The 18,701-nt window shown below is 51.8% G+C and carries 16 protein-coding genes, 1 tRNA gene and 4 pseudogenes; 17 read left to right on the top strand and 4 right to left on the bottom strand.

Going from position 1 to position 18,701, the window contains the following annotated elements; all coding sequences use genetic code 11:
• Window positions 1-204 precede the first annotated feature (204 nt).
• Window positions 205-1,347, bottom strand: coding sequence for an FMN-dependent L-lactate dehydrogenase LldD (gene lldD / locus FX984_RS10070; protein WP_027603965.1), 1,143 nt, complete (start codon window positions 1,345-1,347; stop codon window positions 205-207).
• Window positions 1,348-1,447: 100 nt separating this feature from the next.
• Here lldD and FX984_RS10065 point away from each other — a divergent pair, with 100 nt between their 5' ends.
• From FX984_RS10065 to FX984_RS10020, 9 genes and pseudogenes are all read left to right on the top strand, one after another.
• Window positions 1,448-2,344, top strand: a complete 897-nt coding sequence (locus tag FX984_RS10065; protein WP_146476693.1) for a LysR family transcriptional regulator — start codon at window positions 1,448-1,450, stop codon at window positions 2,342-2,344.
• A 60-nt stretch (window positions 2,345-2,404) separates the two neighbouring features.
• Window positions 2,405-2,480 (top strand) — tRNA-Asn (locus tag FX984_RS10060).
• Between the two features lie 121 nt (window positions 2,481-2,601).
• Window positions 2,602-3,489: a ParA family protein gene (locus tag FX984_RS10055; protein WP_146476692.1), complete on the top strand. Its 888-nt coding sequence runs from the start codon at window positions 2,602-2,604 to the stop codon at window positions 3,487-3,489.
• Window positions 3,490-4,323 (top strand): annotated as a pseudogene (locus tag FX984_RS10050) (replicative DNA helicase); the annotation flags it as partial. It lies immediately after the preceding gene.
• 135 nt (window positions 4,324-4,458) lie between these two features.
• Window positions 4,459-4,665: pseudogene (locus tag FX984_RS10045) on the top strand (site-specific integrase); the annotation flags it as partial.
• Window positions 4,666-4,926: 261 nt separating this feature from the next.
• Entirely contained in the window at window positions 4,927-5,640 is a 714-nt protein-coding gene (locus FX984_RS10040) for an ankyrin repeat domain-containing protein (RefSeq protein WP_027603968.1), read from the top strand.
• A 397-nt stretch (window positions 5,641-6,037) separates the two neighbouring features.
• Window positions 6,038-6,439 carry a GFA family protein gene (locus tag FX984_RS10030; RefSeq protein ID WP_108573797.1) on the top strand — a complete coding sequence of 134 codons (402 nt, stop codon included), beginning with the start codon at window positions 6,038-6,040 and terminating at the stop codon, window positions 6,437-6,439.
• Between the two features lie 500 nt (window positions 6,440-6,939).
• Entirely contained in the window at window positions 6,940-7,239 is a 300-nt protein-coding gene (locus tag FX984_RS10025; protein ID WP_094949838.1) for a hypothetical protein, read from the top strand.
• A gap of 270 nt (window positions 7,240-7,509) precedes the next feature.
• Complete coding sequence (locus FX984_RS10020) at window positions 7,510-7,899, top strand: hypothetical protein (protein ID WP_027603970.1); 390 nt, start codon at window positions 7,510-7,512, stop codon at window positions 7,897-7,899.
• Window positions 7,900-9,570: 1,671 nt separating this feature from the next.
• Here FX984_RS10020 and FX984_RS10005 read toward each other — a convergent pair.
• A complete protein-coding gene (locus tag FX984_RS10005; protein ID WP_027603972.1) occupies window positions 9,571-9,936 on the bottom strand; it encodes a hypothetical protein in 366 nt (121 codons plus the stop codon).
• A gap of 268 nt (window positions 9,937-10,204) precedes the next feature.
• Between FX984_RS10005 and FX984_RS10000 the strand changes: the two genes are divergently transcribed.
• Both FX984_RS10000 and FX984_RS09995 read left to right on the top strand, forming a co-directional pair.
• Complete coding sequence (locus FX984_RS10000) at window positions 10,205-10,957, top strand: hypothetical protein (RefSeq protein WP_133822116.1); 753 nt, start codon at window positions 10,205-10,207, stop codon at window positions 10,955-10,957.
• Window positions 10,958-11,198: 241 nt separating this feature from the next.
• Window positions 11,199-11,636, top strand: coding sequence for a hypothetical protein (locus tag FX984_RS09995; RefSeq protein ID WP_027603974.1), 438 nt, complete (start codon window positions 11,199-11,201; stop codon window positions 11,634-11,636).
• A 52-nt stretch (window positions 11,637-11,688) separates the two neighbouring features.
• On the opposite strand, the pseudogene FX984_RS09990 reads toward FX984_RS09995, so the two are convergent.
• Window positions 11,689-12,883, bottom strand: a pseudogene (locus FX984_RS09990) (IS4 family transposase).
• A gap of 323 nt (window positions 12,884-13,206) precedes the next feature.
• On the opposite strand from FX984_RS09990, the gene FX984_RS09985 reads away from it, so the two are divergent.
• From FX984_RS09985 to FX984_RS32705, 6 genes and pseudogenes are all read left to right on the top strand, one after another.
• Entirely contained in the window at window positions 13,207-13,542 is a 336-nt protein-coding gene (locus FX984_RS09985; RefSeq protein ID WP_081744376.1) for a cysteine peptidase family C39 domain-containing protein, read from the top strand.
• Entirely contained in the window at window positions 13,517-13,807 is a 291-nt protein-coding gene (locus FX984_RS09980) for a hypothetical protein (RefSeq protein WP_146476691.1), read from the top strand. Before FX984_RS09985 ends, FX984_RS09980 begins: the two co-directional genes overlap by 26 nt.
• Before the next feature lie 1,279 nt (window positions 13,808-15,086).
• Window positions 15,087-15,326 (top strand): hypothetical protein, encoded by a 240-nt coding sequence (locus tag FX984_RS09970; protein ID WP_133822117.1) that lies wholly within the window; start codon window positions 15,087-15,089, stop codon window positions 15,324-15,326.
• A 235-nt stretch (window positions 15,327-15,561) separates the two neighbouring features.
• Complete coding sequence (gene imm45, locus FX984_RS33165) at window positions 15,562-15,897, top strand: Imm45 family immunity protein (protein WP_081744377.1); 336 nt, start codon at window positions 15,562-15,564, stop codon at window positions 15,895-15,897.
• 449 nt (window positions 15,898-16,346) lie between these two features.
• Window positions 16,347-16,700 carry a hypothetical protein gene (locus FX984_RS09955; RefSeq protein WP_027603976.1) on the top strand — a complete coding sequence of 118 codons (354 nt, stop codon included), beginning with the start codon at window positions 16,347-16,349 and terminating at the stop codon, window positions 16,698-16,700.
• Window positions 16,701-17,593: 893 nt separating this feature from the next.
• Window positions 17,594-17,752, top strand: a pseudogene (locus FX984_RS32705) (ParA family protein); the annotation flags it as partial.
• A 10-nt stretch (window positions 17,753-17,762) separates the two neighbouring features.
• Here FX984_RS32705 and FX984_RS09940 read toward each other — a convergent pair.
• A complete protein-coding gene (locus FX984_RS09940) occupies window positions 17,763-18,656 on the bottom strand; it encodes a LysR family transcriptional regulator (RefSeq protein WP_027603978.1) in 894 nt (297 codons plus the stop codon).
• Window positions 18,657-18,701: the final 45 nt, after the last annotated feature.

The following is an 18,701-nucleotide window of genomic DNA, read 5'->3' as shown; positions in this document are numbered from 1 at the left end:
CAGTTCCGTAAAACATTGGAAACAGTTTAGACCGCTTTACCAGGGGTTATAACCCCTGGGCACTGCCGCACGTCTTGTCATCGCTTGACCTGCTTGGAAGGTGTTAGAGCGAGATTCGTGCCATTTCGTTTAAATAAATAAAAAACCTTACAAATCAAAGACCGTTTTTACAGTAAAAAAACGGTCGTTCAGCACTGACGTCAGTTATTTGGCTGATTGCACTAGCGTGTTGTGGTCAATCTGGTCGATGGACGTGACACCGGTCAACGTCATGGCCACACGCATTTCCTTGGCGAAGATGTCCAGCAGGTTCTCTACCCCGTGCTGCCCGTCGGCGGCCAGTGCATAGGCGGTGGCGCGTCCGAGCAGGCACGCCTTGGCGCCAAGGGCGAGCATGCGCACCACGTCCAGCCCGGAACGGATGCCGGAGTCCACCAGCACCGTCAGGTCATCGCCCACGACATCCGCAATCGGTGGCAGAGCCTTGGCGGTGGACAGCACACCGTCCAGTTGACGGCCGCCATGGTTGGAAACCACGATGCCATCGGCGCCGAAACTGACTGCGTCCCTGGCGTCCTGAGGGTCGAGGATGCCCTTGATGATCATCGGGCCTTTCCAGAAGTCGCGGATCCACTCCAGGTCTTTCCAACTGATGGAAGGGTCGAAGTTATTGGCCAGCCAGCCGATGTAATCTTCCAGGTGAGTGGGTTTGCCGAGGTACCTGGAGATATTGCCCAGGTCGTGGGGGCGGCCCATGAGCCCTACGTCGAACGCCCATTGCGGCTTGGTGACGGCCTGCAACATGCGCCGCTGCGTCGCGAACGGCCCGGACATGCCCGAGTGGGCATCTCGGTAGCGCGCGCCCGGTGTGGGCATGTCCACGGTGAACACCAGGGTGGTGACCCCCGCCGCCTGGGCCCGCTCCAGGGCATTGCGCATAAAGCCCCGGTCCTTGAGCACATACAGCTGGAACCAGATTGACTGCGGGCTCTGCGAGGCCACTTCTTCAATCGAACACACCGACACCGTCGACAGGCAGAAGGGGATGCCCTTGTTCGCCGCCGCCTTTGCCGCCTGCACTTCGCCGCGCCGCGCATACATGCCGGTCAAGCCGACAGGGCTGAGGATGACCGGCATGTCCAGGGTCTGGCCGAACAGCGTGGTCTTGAGGCTGAGGTTGTCGACATTACGCAGCACCCGTTGGCGCAGGCTGATCTCGGCCAGGTCCGAACTGTTCGCGCGCATCGTGTGCTCGGCGTAGGCACCGCCGTCGATGTAGTCGAACAGGAAGCGCGGCAGCTTGCGTTTGGCCGCTGCGCGGTAGTCGGAGGCGGACGAGATGATCATTAAGCGTGTCTCCACAAGGCTGGGCGGGTCAGGATAGGCAAATATCTGTCATGATAAAAACAACTTTTATCGCTAGATACCAGTCGCTAAAGGAATACCCATGAACTTGAGAACGTTGCGCACGTTCGTCGAAGTGGTGCGCCAGGGCGGATTTTCCCAGGCCGCCGACGTGGTGGCCTTGACCCAATCCACGGTGAGCAAGGCGGTCAAGACCCTGGAGGAAGAACTCGGCATGCCGCTGCTCTACCGCCTCGGCCACCGCAACGAACTCACCGCCGCGGGTGAGATCGCCTACCGCCGCGCCCTGGTACTGCTCGCCGAACACCATGACCTGGTCGCCGAGATCAACGACCTGCGCGGCCTCAAGCGCGGCGTGTTGCGCATCGGCCTGCCACCGGTGGGGTGTGGGGTGCTGTTTGCGACGATGTTTGCCACCTATCGCAGCCGTTACCCGGACATCGACATCGAACTCACCGAATACGGCAGCAAGAGATTGCGCGAGTGCCTGGAAGCGGGGGAGGTCGACCTCGCTGCGTTGCTGCTGCCGGTGGATGCGGGCTTCGATTATCAGCCCGTGCGCAACGAACCGCTGATGGCCGTACTGCCCAGGAGCCACGCCCTGGCCCAGCGTCAACGCATCGACTTCGCCGACCTGGCGGATTCGCCATTCATCCTGTTCGAAGCCGGCTTCGCCCTGAACGCCAAGATCCTCGCCGCCTGCGAGCGCAAAGGCGTGATACCCCGCGTGGCGGCGCGCAGCGGGCAGATCGACTTCATCGTCGACCTGGTCGCCGCCGGCCTCGGCGTCGCCTTCCTGCCCCGCATGCTGGCGCACAAGCATCAACACGCAGGCATCGCCCTGATCCCCCTCAACGAACCCCACACCGACTGGCACATCGCCCTGGCCTGGCGCGCCAGCGCCCACCTGCCACCCGCCGTGCGCGCCTGGCTGGACCTGGCCAAGGAGCAGCAGCTTTCAGCCGGTCATCCGGATTAATCGTCCAGGCCGTCAGGGAAAGCTTGACTTCTCCTTTTCAATCAGTAACATACGGCGCATTCCGCGATAGCTCAGTTGGTAGAGCAAATGACTGTTAATCATTGGGTCCCTGGTTCGAGTCCAGGTCGTGGAGCCAGATAGGGAAAAGCCTGCAGCGATGCAGGCTTTTTTTTGCCTTGGATTTTCCGGGGTGATCAAAGCGCATAGCGTGGCCAGCATGAATGCATCTCAAATCCTACGATTCAGAGGTCAATATCATGAAAGTCACTGCGGTCGTTTCAACCAAAGGCGGGCCGGGTAAAACTGCGGTTGGCGTCAATCTGGGCGCGTTCTGCGCCGATGCAGGGATCCGTACCCTGCTCATCGATCTGGATAATCAACCGTCGCTGTCGTCGTTCTATGCGCTATCGCACGAGGCGCCCGGTGGAACCTATCAACTGATCGCGAACAACGAGACCCGGGCCGACCAGGTCATTTCACGCACCTGCATTCCTAATCTCTCACTGATCCATTCCAATGATCCGTTCAATCAGATGGGAAATTTGTTGCTCCATGCTGCTGACGGGCGCCTTCGTCTCAAGAATCTGTTGCCTGCTTTCGAGCAGGACTTTGATCTGATTCTGATCGATACCCAAGGCGCTCGCTCCATCGTGCTGGAGATGGCCTTGCTTGGGGCACACATGGCGATTTCGCCCATCACCCCGGATATGCTGACTGCACGAGAGTTTCAGCGTGGAATGCTCCAGCTCTATCGAGATCTTGAGCCGTTGGCAGCATTGGGCGCAGTGACGCCAATGTTGAATGTCGTGATCAACAAGCTTGATGCAACCAATGATGCAAACCTGATTTATCACACGCTGACCGAAACCTTTGCTGATCATCCGAAGGTTCAGATGATCCAGACCACGATCCCGGCGGCAGTGAGTTTTCGTCGGGCTGCGACAGAAGGCATTCCTGCGCACCGCCTGGAGTATCGCCTCCCGACTCACCGCCGTTCACCCACCGCCTTCAAAGTCATCAAAGACCTCTCAATCGAGCTATTTCCCGAATGGCGCTCGAAATTTGAAGCGCTGAGCGAAGAGCGTCTGAGTCAGAACATATCGTTGTTATCGAATAGGGTGGTCTTGGGGAGAACTGCGGTATGAGATCTCCTTGATCTAGCCCCACCTCATTCGGTTGAGGCCGAGCAAGGCGTGATCGGTGGCCTGATGCTTGACAACTCCACATGGGACCTCATCGCCGACGTCCTCTCTGCGGACGATTTTTTCAGGCGTGATCACCGTCTGATTTACCAGGCAATTGAGCAGCTCGCTTCACGTAGTTCACCTATTGACGTTGTCACTGTCCTTGAGTCCCTCGAGGAACCTGATGAAGTTGGAGGCTTGAGTTATCTGGCGGAGCTGGCAAAGAACACGCCCTCCGTTGCCAACATTTCGACCTACGCCGCGATCGTCCGTGAGCGCTCCCACCTTCGTCGTTTGGTGATGCTCGGTTATGAGTGCAGTCGGGAGGCCTCTTCAAGCCAGGCCAAGAGCGCCGAGGTCCAAGACCTTATCGAACAGAAACTCTTCTTGCTGGGGCAGGATAGAAGTCGGAGTGATTTCGTAGACGTGAAGCAGACACTGATGGAGGTGGTTGAAAGGATCGACTACCACTTCAATGAGGGCGACAGCGTTACCGGCATTCCCAGTGGTTTGGATGCGATGGATCAAGTCACGGGTGGTTTTCAAGATGCCGACTTGATCGTCATTGCGGCGCGTCCTTCCATGGGGAAAACCAGTCTGGCACTTAGTGTCGTGGATGCCGCGCTTCAACAGAAGCCCACCAACACGGTCCAGATCTATAGCCAGGAGATGCCCGCTCACGCCCTGATGTTTCGTTTGATTGCCATCCTGGGTGAGCTCAACCTGGCGAATTTGATGCGCGGTCAGTTACGGGATGAGGATTGGCCCAAGGTCATCGCGGCTATAGTCGCCATCGCCAACGGCGATGCCCGGCGTGGACTGAGTCCTCGCCACATTGTCGAGATTGAGGTTCGGCGCCCATCGGAATGATGGCGCTGGGTGTGGAGGCGTCGCGCACGTCAATGGATTCGGAGATGTCCATGCTGTCGCAAAGGCTGGGTGAAAGCCGTGGGCCCTGATCCAGCCATGTATGGTACCCACTCAATGAGACGTACGAAGGCATCACTGATCTATCGCAGGACGAAGAACCTGCGGGCGGTTCAGTTGCTGCTCGGCCATACGAAGCTGGAGAGCACTGTTTACCTGGGGATTGAGGTCGATGACGCCCTGGAGATGGCGGAACAGACTGAGGTTTGACCATTTATAGTGACGGTCGAAATCAGAACGTCGCTAACCGGCCAAAAGCGGCCTTCGGGTGTCTACGGAACTAGGTGCGCAAGCCAATAAAAACCCAGTAAACTTTAATCTATGGGGTTAACAAGCCCTCCTACTTGATGCAAGCCTTCAATTTTTTTGATCGAGAGCGTGCGTACTCAGCGATATCTCAAGATCGTCTGCTACTATTTTGCCATCCATTGAACACCCGTAAACTCACCTCTAACAAATGGACTTGTCTGAATGAGCGAATTGAGTTTTAGAAACGATCTCAGCAACCTCATGCGTGATTGTGACCTGCAGCAGCTTCTGGATTTCATTGGGCATGAATATGACTTTGAAGCTGATCCCCACAGCGTGCTCGACAAAGCCGCCTATTACGGCAGGGAGGAAATACTCCTGCATGCGCTCGACCATGGAGGAAACCCCAATGGTACGGGTGAACTCTCAACGCCGCTGGCGTCGGTCTGCGGAAGGGGTGACTTAAAGCTTGCGAAGTTGCTGCTCAAACGCGGAGCAGAGGTCGACCTGAAAGATAAGTTCGGCCGTACAGCAATGATATCGGCGGTGTACAACGGGACGATTGCTGCAGCCAAGTTGCTAGCGGATGCAGGCGCAAGTCTGGACGGCGCTATGGAGGCGGCAGTGGACAAGCTTCGTATTGCCTTCGTGAAATTTCTTATCGAGGTCGGCGCACCCATTGACCAGGTCGATCGCTACGGGCTGACGCCCTTGCTCCACGCGTGCAGTGCCGGAAAGAAAAAGGGAAGTGAGATCGCTATGTTGCTTCTGCAAGCAGGAGCGGACGCTACCTACGTTCGGGAGGAAGATGGTATGTCTGCTATCAAACTCGGCTATTCGGGTTACGGTGAGTGTTCTGCGCAAGTCTTCGCTGAATTGAGGGCACGAGGGGCTCCAGAGCCTGAGTGGGGTTCTCAAATTGTGCAGTTGAGGTGACTTTCTAGCGTCATGGGAGACGAAAGCTGAGTGGTAGTCGGGCAAAAGCTAAATTGCTAGTCAGCACCGTCGGTCTGCAGTGCGGTGAGATCACTCACTCTTAAGCGGGGCGGATAACAGCCTCACGCGAGCGCCTGCTTTCGGCCGATTCTGTTGAAAAAGTCGGCCTTAGTTTCCTTGGCAAAAAGTAAGCGCCTGAGATTGAAATCCAGAATTCTCTCAGAGGCATTCGGACTGAGATTTCACGTAGCAGCGTGCTAAAAGGCGCTTTCACCGATCAATTTTTCGGCCGTTTGAGAAAACCGACTTTTTCAACACAATCGGCCAGAAGCAGACGTTCGACTGATCAGATTCAAGTGAGTAAGCTGGCGCCTCTTCCAGCGACAGGGACGAAGGCATGACAGAGATCTACAAGGGAAGCTGCCTATGCTCAGCAATCAGGTATGAGCTACTGACTACGCCAAAAGCAGTGAGTCATTGTCACTGTAGTCAATGCCGTAAAGGTCACGGTGCAGCATTCGCTTCGTATGGTAGCGTGCCCCGAAGCGCGTTACGAATACTCAACGGCGCCAGGTATATCACTAAGTATTCTTCTTCAGAATCTGTGCAACGTGAATTCTGTGCTCAGTGTGGTTCGACTTTGTTCTGGTCACGTTCTCAAGGTGAATTTTCCGATTGGGTTTCGATAGCACTGGGCACACTCGACACCACCTTCACGCCTCAGACGCAAAAACACGTTTATGTCGCCTCCAGAGTTCACTGGTATACGCCATCCAACTCATCGTCTCAGATCGATTGACCGCAATGGCTCGTTTTCTACCTGTCGCCGCCGGCAGAAATCGACCGATTGTGTTGAAAAAGTCGGCTTTCCCGAAACACTCGAATATTGAGGGATGAAAACACCTCAGTTGCACGCGGCTACGCGAAATCCGAGTGCTGAACCTTCTGCCAAAAATTCAGATTTCAATCTCAGGCGCGTACTTTTCTGGCGCGGAATTCGAAGCCGGCTTTTTCAACAGAATCGACCCATTGCAGCCCTTCGCATCCGGCAGAGGTCGGCCAAAAGTAAATGCTGGTCAGCATCAATGAAATAGAGTCTACCGTATGACGAAAGTGTTGGAGAAGAGCCTTCAACCCTCTCCCATCGACACGTTTCGTGCGAATCGAGTAATGTACACGCGAATTTTTTTGCGCATTTGGTCGAGTCAGCGAGGCTACCTACACAGCTGCTTAAAATTGTTCGCGTAGCTCATCCGGGTCGGCCAAAATTGTCCCCTGAATAGACCATTAGGAACGTTTATGAATAATCTCGCGGACATAGCTTTGAACTATCTTTGGACGCTGAATTTTTCAAGCGATGATTTAGGGTTTGACGAAGATTGGGTAGTAAAAGAAATTGAGTCTATGTCTCATGAGATGGAACATAATTTCACTGACGCAGAGCGTCAAGCTCTCAAGGAATCCGCGAGCCGAGCTTTGGCGAGGTGGCTAAGGGAGCCTGATGAGCACGGCTATACGCCACGCAAACTTCTTAAACCAGAACAAAGAATTTTTTTAGAATGTATTGCATCAGGAAAATTCAGCGGCCCAGAGCTTTGATTACTTCAAGCGGTCAACTCGGCCGGTTGTAAAAAAAATAGCGTTATTCAGCTTCACCGTTCGACTCGTGATGTCGAGTCGCAGAGTCAGTCAACAGCTGGTTCTGACCAACTGCCGCTGATCGCGATGGGCTGCAATGGGTCGTTTTCTGTCGGTCGGGACAGGCAGAAAACGGCCAATAGCAGGCAAAGGGCAAAAAATAAGCTGCCCGTTATTCCTATGCATACGACAGAATGTGACCTTCCCTTTTACTCTTAGGCCTTGCACTTCATGGACGACTCTCGTTTCACCCCGCAGCAGATGGCGTCGCGATCTGGTAATGCTCAGGTGGATAAAGATGTGAGGCAATGGTTAGTGGGCCTTCCAATCGCTGAGAGGCTCGATTTTTTAAAGCAACTTTGGCCACTGAACTTCCGGTATTCACTCAGACTGCTCCAAGCAGCACAGCTACCGAGGCAAGAAAACGAATACATGTTCAGGCATTGGCTGCGTGCTGGCCATCACAATACGGCGCAGGAACTCATCAAGCGGTTACAGCCGGTTCTTGGGGAAAGAAAATTCTGGCAGATTGCTTCACAAGAGACGCTTTCACCGACTATGCGCGAATTCATGAATTACTACGGCCTTGGGCGCCTGGACTCACAACCCGAAGGAAAATAGACCTTTAGCCTTCTAGAAAATCTGTTTTCGGCGCCCGGATGCTACGGCCGTTGGTGGCATCTGTAGTTGTGGATTTTTGTCGGTGTCGGAAGCCGCTTTTGAGTCGATTCTGCCTGTCGTCTATGACAGGAAACGGCGATGATGCGGACGACGGTACTAGGCTACATCAAAGTGCTGCCAGAGTTTCTTACAGGCTGATTAAGCGCTGAGGTCTATGGAAGCGACTCCACTATAATTTATTTATAAATGAACTGATAACCAACAATATAAGAGCCTATCTTATTGGAGTGTGCAGTCACCAAAACGAAATCCATGCCTTTTTTCCTTCGCTCGTTGAACTCCAACTCAGTGGTGCACAGCTCAATCCAGCGCTCAGTATTCAAATCCTTAAACCGCAAGCCCGCCTCACACCGGCCAGACCTTGCAAAGGAAGGTCCCGGAATATGTAGCTCATAAGCTGATTCATAATGAATAATCTCGCCAGGCAATAGATAAGTAAAAACCTTATAATAATTTAAAGACAATACAAGACCCAGACAAACGCCCCCACAAAATAGTCGGCAACTCGCTTCAAGTCTCTTCCGTCAGGGCGATAGTAAATTGCTCGTCCGGTAAAAACGAGTCCAACCAAACAGCCAACGACTATATAGGTGGTCCACTCAGAAATCGACGCCATTAAAACGATTCGAGTCCCAATGCGACTAGCCCAAAGCATATAAACAATCCAGCCCACTACCAAAATCAGGCACGTCGCCGCCCAGAAAGCTTTTTTCTTTGGCTCGTTTTCAAATGAAGGATATTCCATTCCCTGATTGCTCTATTTTTTATTTCCACCATGAGTCGAAGGCAGCGCAGCTCAACAGCCACAGGCTTGTCACGACGCCCCTCAAGATATTCACGGCTTTCGCCGAGGTGTGCAATAGCACCGAGACCAGAGTGCCGGCGTACGCGCTCGGAACGACGCCAAGGTGATTGAGAGCGTGCCGACCATCAGGCACTCAACTGAATAGTCCCCACTCTAGTGGGGACACTTTAGATTTCTGCTTTTGGACAACCTCTGCCTGTCGCCGCGGACGACAGTCGACCGATCTGATTAGACTACGCCGGGGTCCTGTCAGAGATTATTTTCATGCTGATTAAATGCCAAAGATGCGGTCAAGGTGACGTTCGAGCAATGCGGGTCTGCTCTACACAACTTTTACTGTGGGTGTGCGACGAGTGTGAGGCAACGTGGGCGAGCCAGATTGAGGTGAATGTCTGCAACTTTGAAGACTTCGGGACATTAATGGCCGGCATGGGCTGCAAAGGTTTATGGTCAGAATTAGAGCCACAGTGATAATTTCGTCATCAACTACTGTCTATCAAAGGCCCCTTTTGGCCGATAACTGACTTTCTAATTGGAAAGGCCGAGCTGGAATGGCTGATAGGCAGCTAGCGCGCTTGAGTCCCTCTAATGATAGCCATGGCGTTCTCATCGTACTGGTAGCCGCCATAATTACGCTCCAAGATCTGCCTATCTTGGGTTCAAAGTTAATAGCCATCAATCGTCCTTAGGGCTGGATTGCTGGCAGAATTCATGATGCTACAGCGCCACGCATTTCGCGCGAAGGAGTGCTGGGCATATCCATGCGATGGGTTGCTGCGAAAGTTGCGTGAGCGAGTGACGCCCGACTAGCGTCCCATGAGTGGATAGTGGTCGATGCGACACGGATGCGGGTGGCCGTCGCCCTTGCAAATGCCATCCAGATACCGGTAGTCAATCTGCACCGACTGGCCTTTTCGAGGCCATTGCCGACGCGGAAGGGTGTTCTGGTAATCGGTGGTTTCCGGGGTGAAGGTGACCATCGAGCCTTGCTGGGGACATTGCGTGGTGGTGGAGATCGGGGCGGCCTTGAGGATCCGCCCATGCAGTTGTGGGTACGGTTGTTTCAATACGTTGACGATCTGTACGTCCAACCGGCAAATCTGCCAGCTCGCCGCGTGGACGGTGCTGCACAGAGTGGTGAGCGCAAGGGCCAGCGCTGCGTATGTTTTCATGGGGTAAATGTCCAGATCCTTGGAACAAGCAACCTGGCAAGGCCCTGAACTTCCGTCAGCTTCTGGCTGATTTAGTCCTTGGCGCCGGGTCAGTTGGGGAGTGGCAGCACTATGCCAATTACCCAGTGGCCAATACAAGTCTTATGACTTTAATGTTCCCCTGTGGCGGGAGCATGCTCCCGCTGAGCTTAGAGGGTCTTCAATCCCCCCAGTAAACTGGACGGCGAGAGGGAGCCAATAGGGATATGGGTGTAAGCAATAAGCCAGAATGACTTTAGATATGCAGTCGCATGCTGTGAGCCTCGACTATCGGTCTGAACCAGAACTGCGCCGGCGGTCCGCTTTTGGCCGATTTTATGCAACACAGGCGTCCAAGTTGGATCACAAGCCTGGCGACATCGTCATGTGCCATACATCTTATACCTCGTTCTGTGTCGTTACAGATCAATCTGTGAAAACCGCTGACGGTGACGAGTGGTATCTGAAGCCGGTGACTGTCGAACAGGCATTGGAAGGACGAGCGAATCAGGAGAAGATGACGAGCGATACGATAGCGTCGCTTAAGCAGATTGCTGCTGATTCATTCAATGAAGGCTGCGGTGGGTCGCTAGGAATCGGTATCGTATGCAAGCTTTCGATGGGGTTTGGAGCCACCAACCCGATTACAGAGACGAAGGCGACCACTGGCGAGCGTATTGGTTGGTTTGCGCAAGCGCTTCTGAATATAGTGGGGCTGAAGGCAGCGGTTGGCAGTGTCGCCGGTGAAAACGTTATTAAAGATGGGGCTGGTGGTAGTCTTAAACCATCCATCTCATATGATCCTCCTGGCTCAGTTGTCTTGCAAGGAGATGCGCCTGTGTGCGGTTCGGCATGTGCGGCAATGACAATAACAGGTAATACGGGGCGCTCTCTTAGTTTGGTTGATGCAATTGGCGGGTTTGCGAACGGCATTAGATCGTCAGGTGTGAATACACTGGAGTTATCGGAGGTTTATCAAATGCAGGTGTATATAACACCGTGAAAGCTACGATGCTGCCGAGCGAACTTAATCAAGTATTGCAAGGCGGTAGGAATGTGATTCTACAAGTTCCTGTTGGTGGTAATGGATATCGTTTTATTATAGTGGATAGTGTTAAAGTTGTAGATGGGGTTGGATATTATATGACTCGAGATCCACTTGCGGGGCCTCGTGGAGTAATGCAATTATTTGTAGATAGAGCAATATCGAGTGGCGCTAACACAATTATTGTGGGGAGGTGATTATGGACGTAGGGCTGCTTTTCGAAGGCGATCATCTTTCTGAGCTTGTTGAGGGTGGCGCCGTTTATAGTCTCTCCGGGTGGTTAGTTATCATTGGTAATGAGTTTTTTATTTTGGAAGAGAGCTATGCCGACCCCTATGAGATTAGTAAGAAAGTCAGGATATTAAACTCTGATATTGTTTATGCTGTGAGAGATCGTATTTATCCTCTTGGTGGGGGGAAGAGCTTTGTGTTTCATAGAGTGGAAGCTATTGGGCGTTTTGTTAGCGTAGAAGATTCTACCATTGAGATAGAGTCTTTGTGTGTGTATGAAAAGCCCACTGGATTTATTTCTATTGATATAGATTCTAAAAATATAGAGCTTTGCAAGCGAAAGTATGGTGCTTATATTCTTAATGGGGGCAATAGTTTCTCCGGAGACTGGCTGGATCTAGTTTGATTTCTTCAGGCGAGTGGGAAACGGGGGCAGACCCTGAGGAGTCCCCACAAATCTACTCCAGTCTCTGAGCTTGCCGGTGCACTTCATCGCGCAGCAATAGTTCCATATCCGCCAATTTCGAGCAGGACAAACCGGTGGTGGAGCATCTCGAAGTATTCGAGGCCGAGACGCCAGAGTGAGAGCACCGATTTATCCCTGATGCTGTTGCTCTGGAAGTGACGTGACCGACCTGTCGTTCGAGCCTGAAGACCGGCCAGATGCAGTGCATAACAGGCCAACGCGGCGATCAGCAGCAGGATCTCGATACGCCGTGGGCTGCGCGTTCGATGCAGGTCAAAGGTAAAGCCGAAACGCAGACTCTTCATGTCCCGAAAACCTTCCTCAATCTGCATCCGCTTGCGGTAGATACCGAAAATTTTCCGAGCCATCCATTGCGGTTGCGGCAAATTGCAGGCGAGCAGCCAGGGTTCTTGTTCACGGCGAGCGTTCTGTCGGCTGAGTTTGCTGCGCGCGATGTTACCCGTCACTCGCCGATGTTTTCTCCCCTTGGGCGGTTGGTGAATGCCGTACAGCGCAACGCGGTACGGTGCGCTACGTGTCATCTCAATTTGTGCAAGCGAACGTGCGGTCGATGTTGTCTGCCGATAGAGCTGCTTTATCGGTCGCCATTGACCTTGCTCGTTACGATAGAGATCACGATCGCGCACACGTCCCACGTAATACCCGCCTTTGGCTTCGACGGCCTGGAACCAGAGACGACGAAACCCGGCATCCGTCAGCAGGATCGGTACGCACTGCTCGGGAAGCATAAGTTCAAGCGCATCGAGCAACCGCCGCTGCTGCCTGGGGCAACCTTCACGATCATGCACACTCTCGTAAATAGGGAACGCTCGGCCAGCCAGCGGAATTGACGCCCGCAGCAGGTAAAGATCAGAAGCGGCATTGATCAGGCGACCAATGCACCAAAATCAAGGGATGGCGCAAGGAGCCAATCAGTGCCGTGAGCATTTTCCAGTAAAACAGCGGACGTTCAGGTTGCAGCTGAACGTTACCGAGCAGGCAATTCACACGTTTGATCGAATGCTTGGCGTAAGCTCTGCTGGGCATAGATTTGCCCAGATCGGTCGGCGTCAGACGGTGCCCGTACAGCAAGGCGCTGACGCGACTCATCAGGGCGCTCAGGCGCTTGCGGTACAGAGTGGGAGTGCTTGGGAAAATGCCTTGTGTAAGAATCGTACGGCCTGCATGAGTCTCAGATATTGGTTTGTTTGGCGACTACCAAACTGCCCGACTCATGCACGGCACTTCAAGCTATCTCACTGACCTGCAAGGAAGTTTTGTGGGGATTCCTTAGGGGCAGCCCACCATTCTATTCTTTGGTGGTTTAGTTAGTAATTTTGAATATGGTCTGTCCCTTAGTGCTGTCCCTACGAATTGCCACAATCTTGAGTACTCCATCTAGAAGTGGACCCCGTTCGATACGTATCGGAGATGAACCGGTAGCTGACTGCCGCTGCCTCCTTTTCCTATACGTCATTGTTTTGCAGCTTGCGGTGCTGCCTGTGGTGAGATGCTGTTGAAGGATCGAGGTGTTCTTACTTCTCAGGTTGACCTTGGAACCGAGCTTACTTCCATGAACTCCTTGGCGAGAAAATTGAATACAGTTGATTCTGGTTTGGTTGGGAATGCAGTCGATGTATCTAGCTTCAATGCACTCAATAAAACTGGCTCTTGGAGTGCAATGATGTGGGATTCTGGAAATAAAGTGGGGCACTGGGTCGTGGTTGATGGAGTGGATGACGTTGGCAGGGTGTTGATTAAAGATCCTTTTAATGGTACGCAGTACAAAATGGGCGTTGAAGAGTTTAAGGATGTGTGGAATGGTCATTCCGTCTATAAACAGTAAGGTTTTTGTTCAGTCAATTGTTTACTCAGATATTACCTCTGAGATAATTTATGTCTTTTCGAATGATGGAATTGAAAGTGAGTATTCTGGAAGGCTGCACGATAATTTAGGTATAAAAGGAATAGAGTATAGTGACGAACTGGATACTTTCTTGATGTTACTTATGCCAATAGATTCGCGCGTGTCAAAGAAGTTGCATGCCCTATCTTGGGATTATGTTGAAGGAAGAGTTTTAAATTTTCCAGTGGTTTTGATTTCGCCGTAATTAGTTGGTGCAAAAGCGACAGGAGAATTAGCTAGTTCTGGTGGGAAACCCACCGTTGTTTATTTGCAGAAATCGGGGGCAGACCACGTTTTTATAAAGGCCAGAAAAATTGCTCTTTAAAAAATGAGAATAGTGGTCTGACCCCTATTTTCCTCTATTGATTTAGATTATACCAAGGGGCTCAGGCAAACGAATGTGACGGTCACGGGAACGCGTGGTGGTGTTCAGTATCCGTTGCAAGGGTAAACTCCCGATTCTTATGCGAATCTTGGAAATGGGCATGTTGTTGTCTACGGTCCTGAGGGGCGTGCACTATATGATGTGTCTAGCTCTCGGATTAAGGTGGTCGAATGGAACCAAGCTCCGAATGGAACATATTTCCCCAAGAAGGGAAGTGACACAAAAATTTTTTGAGGGAAATGTTCCTCAGTCGGTTCTTGATAGCTTGGGGTTGAAATGATGAAGTTTTATCAGGGTGATATTTCTAAAGAGTCGTTGAGTCTGTTTGTTTCAGATATTGGCTCCGGAGAGTTTTTTTCATATGTAGGGCACTTGGTTTCATTAGAACAGGCAATTTCTGTTCTGGGTTTGCTCTCTCCTGATTTATTGAGGCCAAGGGTCACATTTTCTGGCTGCCTAACGCTCAGCAATACGATCCACAAAAATTTCATTTGAACGGGCTGGTTGAAACCGAATCTAGTGTGTTGGAACAAAGTACATCGCGTAGAGACGTTGAACGATACAGAAATATTTTTTCAATAAATCAGTTCTTTTCAAAGTGGGAGGATGCACCGGGCAGACCCGTATTTAAAGTGGGTCTGTCGGAAGAAGATTATCGTCTTTGTCATTTATTTGCTGAACAGATCACTAGATATTGGAAGCGCGCTTTATCCGATGCCTTTCCAGAGAAGGTATTTCAGTTTGAAATTGCTGACGATCTTCTCGATGAATATGGCGTCTGTCTGACATTTTGGCAGTCGTAGTTTAAAGAGCGCACAGGATGTGTCCGCGCCATTAAAACCACTGCCAGAGACTAAATAATAATTATGCGTTTAGAAAAGGTTGAGAAAAGCTTTGTAGAAAAACTTAAGGTAGTCAGTGAGGAATAACGAAGAGGTGCTGTAAAATTGGCTTGCGAACTTGATTTCAGGACTGTCCAGTAGAAGTTTTTAATTTTGCCGAGTCTCTTAGGTGTCTACAATCTGGTAATAAACTCACGACTGATCAGGTATTTGGGCTAGATGCTTCAGCTGCACAGTTAGATGAGAAGTATTTTGACTTGCAAGGCAGCCTGGACGAAGAGCAAAGCTTAAATGTAGAAGACCTTCAGCTGTTTAGCCAAGCTCGCGCTGTATCGGCGCTGTCCTTAGCTGGTGGAGAGGATTCGCTTATGGCAGCGACCGAAGCAATATATGAGGCATCATCAGCCGTTGATGATGGAACTCAAGAAATCGGGGTCAGACCACTTTTTTATAAATCCCAGCAGAATTACTCTTTAAAAATGGGAATGTTGGTCTGACCTCTATTTTCTTCTGATTCGCTTGGGTGGAAGGAAGATAGCCGTCTCAGTAGTATGAATTCGCGAGACGTTATGTCGGTGGTGATGGTTTTATTTACTCGGTTGATACCCTTCATGGTAGATTCGAGCAGTTAAATGGTAGGGGCGGGGCGCATATGGGAGAGGTTAACTTCGATCTTAGTCCTGTAGAAAACTCAAAAGACTCTTCTGGTGGTCATGATCTGAGGGTTAAGTAATGGCATGTGTTAAGCTGGTTGAGTATGCAGGTGAGCTGATTTCGCGCGGCTATATATTTAGACTGCCAGCAAGTTGGCCATATGAAAGTGTTGTGGATTTCATGGTTGTTGATCTCCCGGATGAGAAATTTGGGCACTCTTTGGTCGTTGCGTCTGGAAATAAGTCAGGGTTGATGCTCATTCAGCTCCCTATCGAAAGTCGTGCTCCTGGTCACGGGATTTCGACAAGGTGGCTGATTGATAACTGGAGTAAATGGGTGTACCCGGAGTGTGATGTGAACGATGTTTTCTTATATGAGAGGTCGGCTGCTCCTAGTTGGGTAAGCACCGCTTGAAAGTAGTGCTTGTATGTGTGTGGACGGCTTTTGGTTTCGCTTTGCTACGGTGGAGGGCTTGGGGGTAGATGTCTTCGAATGGTGCTTCATCCCCACCAATCCTTTTCCTTACGCCCAAAGCTTGACTCGCTGAACCAACTCTCCAGCTCAACCGCAAGCTCGGTGACCTCGCCCAGTTCCTGCTGAAGAGGATCCAAACGATTTGCCTGCTCGCGAGCCCATAGAAATCGGGGTCAGACCATGTTTTTATAAAGGCCAGAAAAATTGCTCTTTAAAAATAAGAATGTTGGTCTGACCTCTATTTTCTTGCGTAGAGCGCTCATTCAGTATCAGGCGACGGGTGAGAGACTGCAGGAAGTTGTTGTTGGTAAGTAGAGGTTTCAGGTCCCGATTAATATAAAAAATGTTGGGATATATGTTTCAACTGTATTTCCAATTGGAGTTGATAAATGAAGTGGGGTGAGTTGTCCGGAAATAGTGAGAATCTGTTATATTGGATTCTTTGGTTTGCTATCGGTGCGTTTTCAGAGGGTGACTTAGAAGGGCTTTTGCAGAGGATGTTTATACGTTGCGAAGGGCTTTCTGGTGACCCGGGTTGGGAGTTTGAATACGAACCGGATGCCTGTTCTGGGCACTATGTTTTCTCAGCTGATCAGAACATGAGCGGTATTTTTCCTGATTCTCGTGTTTATAGTGTTCAGGCTGTTAAGGAGGCCATGAAGGAATCTATGCTTGCTCTTGGGAATAAATACCCTGAAAGAGCTGGTGATCTACAAAAGTTGATATGTAAGTACGAGCTTTGAAAAACTTGCTAAGGAAAGCAGATTTACTTTCAGTATGCAGCTGGTACGCGGCCTACTGTGATTAAAGTTTAAGGAAATGATCATGGATTTTTGAGTTATAGCCGGTTTTAGTGAAATCAAGATGAGGTGGGGGGATCTCGAAGTGGACCGTATGCCCGTACGAGGTAAGGGGAATATTTGTTTTTTTTTGGAAGAGTCAACTGGGGTAGCAATACCTTGGTGTAGCACGGATGGGTTGGGGCCTGATGATTTAGATATTCTTGCTTGCCTATTGATCGACGATGGAGGGGGACCTTTTGTCGAAACTATTCCTTGGCTAGACGAGGGTCTGAATAGATTGATAGCCGTGAGGCGAGAGGACGAGGTCACCACTGAATGGGCCCGCGATGCCTGGGCAACCCATATTTCGAAAAGTGGAGTTAAAATTTATTCACTTTATGATGAGGACTTCTCAATAACTATAAGTTTGGATGACTTCGAACGGGCTTTACGCGGTTGGAAGGACTTTCTTCTGTCATTGTAGGTAGGGAAGGCTGCTGGATAGGGCGTCAGCAAACGAGGTCAGCTCACGATTCCATTCTTTGGTGGTTTAGTAATTTTAAATATAGTCTGTCCTTTAGTGCTGTAGCTACGAATTGCCACAACTTTGAAGTAACGCCATCTGGAAGTCGAACCGCTCAGACACGCATTGAAGATAGCCCGGTAGCTGACTGCTGCCGCCTCCTTTTCCTACAAGTCATTGCTTTACCACGCTTTGACAACCACCCAATCCAACACGACTAACTTTCGTGGCGTGCTGAGCTCATACAGCGCACGCTATGCAGCAACCCTATCTCTCCACCACGCTCTTCCGTGGCACCGTTGCGACTAACAGCTAGCAAATGACTTTTAATCAGCCGTCGCTGTCGTCGTTCTATGCGCTATCGCACGAGGCGCCCGGTGGAACCTATCAACTGATCGCGAACAACGAGACCCGGGCCGACCAGGTCATTTCGCACACCTGCATTCCTAATCTCTCATTGATCCATTCCAATGATCCGTTCAATCAGCTGACGCCACCGCTTACATCCGGTGATGCTCCAGCAAGAAGTCTACGAACAATCGCACCCGCGCCGGCATTGCCGAGCCGCCTACGAACACCGCATGAATCGGTTCCCGGTCGCCGGGGTTCCAGGCTTCCAGCAGCGGTATCAGGTCACCGCGCTGCAGATCCTCGCTCACGCTGAACTCGCCGATACGCGCAATGCCCGCACCTACTCGCGCAAGTTGTGCCAGCGCTTCACCACTGCTGCATTCGATGTTGCCGCAGACCTTCAGGGAGAACTCTCTTGCGTCGCGGATGAACGGCCAGTTGGGTTCGGCACGCCGGAAGTTGAAGCGCAGGCAGTTATGCCGTAGCAGGTCTTCCGGTTCGCGAGGGATGCCGTGGCGTTGCAGATACTCGGGCGATGCCACCACTACCTGGCCGGTGTCGCCGATTCTGCGCGCGGTCAGCGGGCTGTCGGGCAGATGGCCAAAACGTACCGCCACATCGGCCTGGCCGCCGAGAATATCGACCACTTCGTCGCCGAGGGTGAGGTCGACCAAGATGTTCGGATGGCGGGCGCTGAATGCCGCCACCAGGGGGACGATGGCCAGCCGCCCGTGGCCAAGGGCGGCACTGACCCGCAATCGGCCCCTGGGTACGCCCTGGTCGGCGATGGCTTCTTCCACCTCGGCCATGTCGGCCAGGATACGCCGGGCGCCGCGCAGGAAAGCCTCGCCCTCGGCAGTGAAGCTGATCGCTCGGGTGGTGCGCAACAGCAACCGGGTGCCAAGGCGCTGTTCGGTACGCGCGATGATCCGACTGACCGCCGAGGGTGTGAGCCCTAATGCACGCGCGGCAGCCGATAGGCTGCCTTCCTGCGCCACGGTGGCGAACACGAGCATGTCACCGGATCTGCCGTTGAAGTCCATTTGTGCCCCTTACGCATAGGTGATTGCCAGAAATGCTATCTACCG

It is taken from the genome of Pseudomonas marginalis (genome assembly GCF_008692035.1).
GTDB lineage: Bacteria > Pseudomonadota > Gammaproteobacteria > Pseudomonadales > Pseudomonadaceae > Aquipseudomonas > Aquipseudomonas marginalis.
Note: the sequence above shows the minus strand (reverse complement) of the source record. Positions and strands in the feature narration are given on the sequence as shown.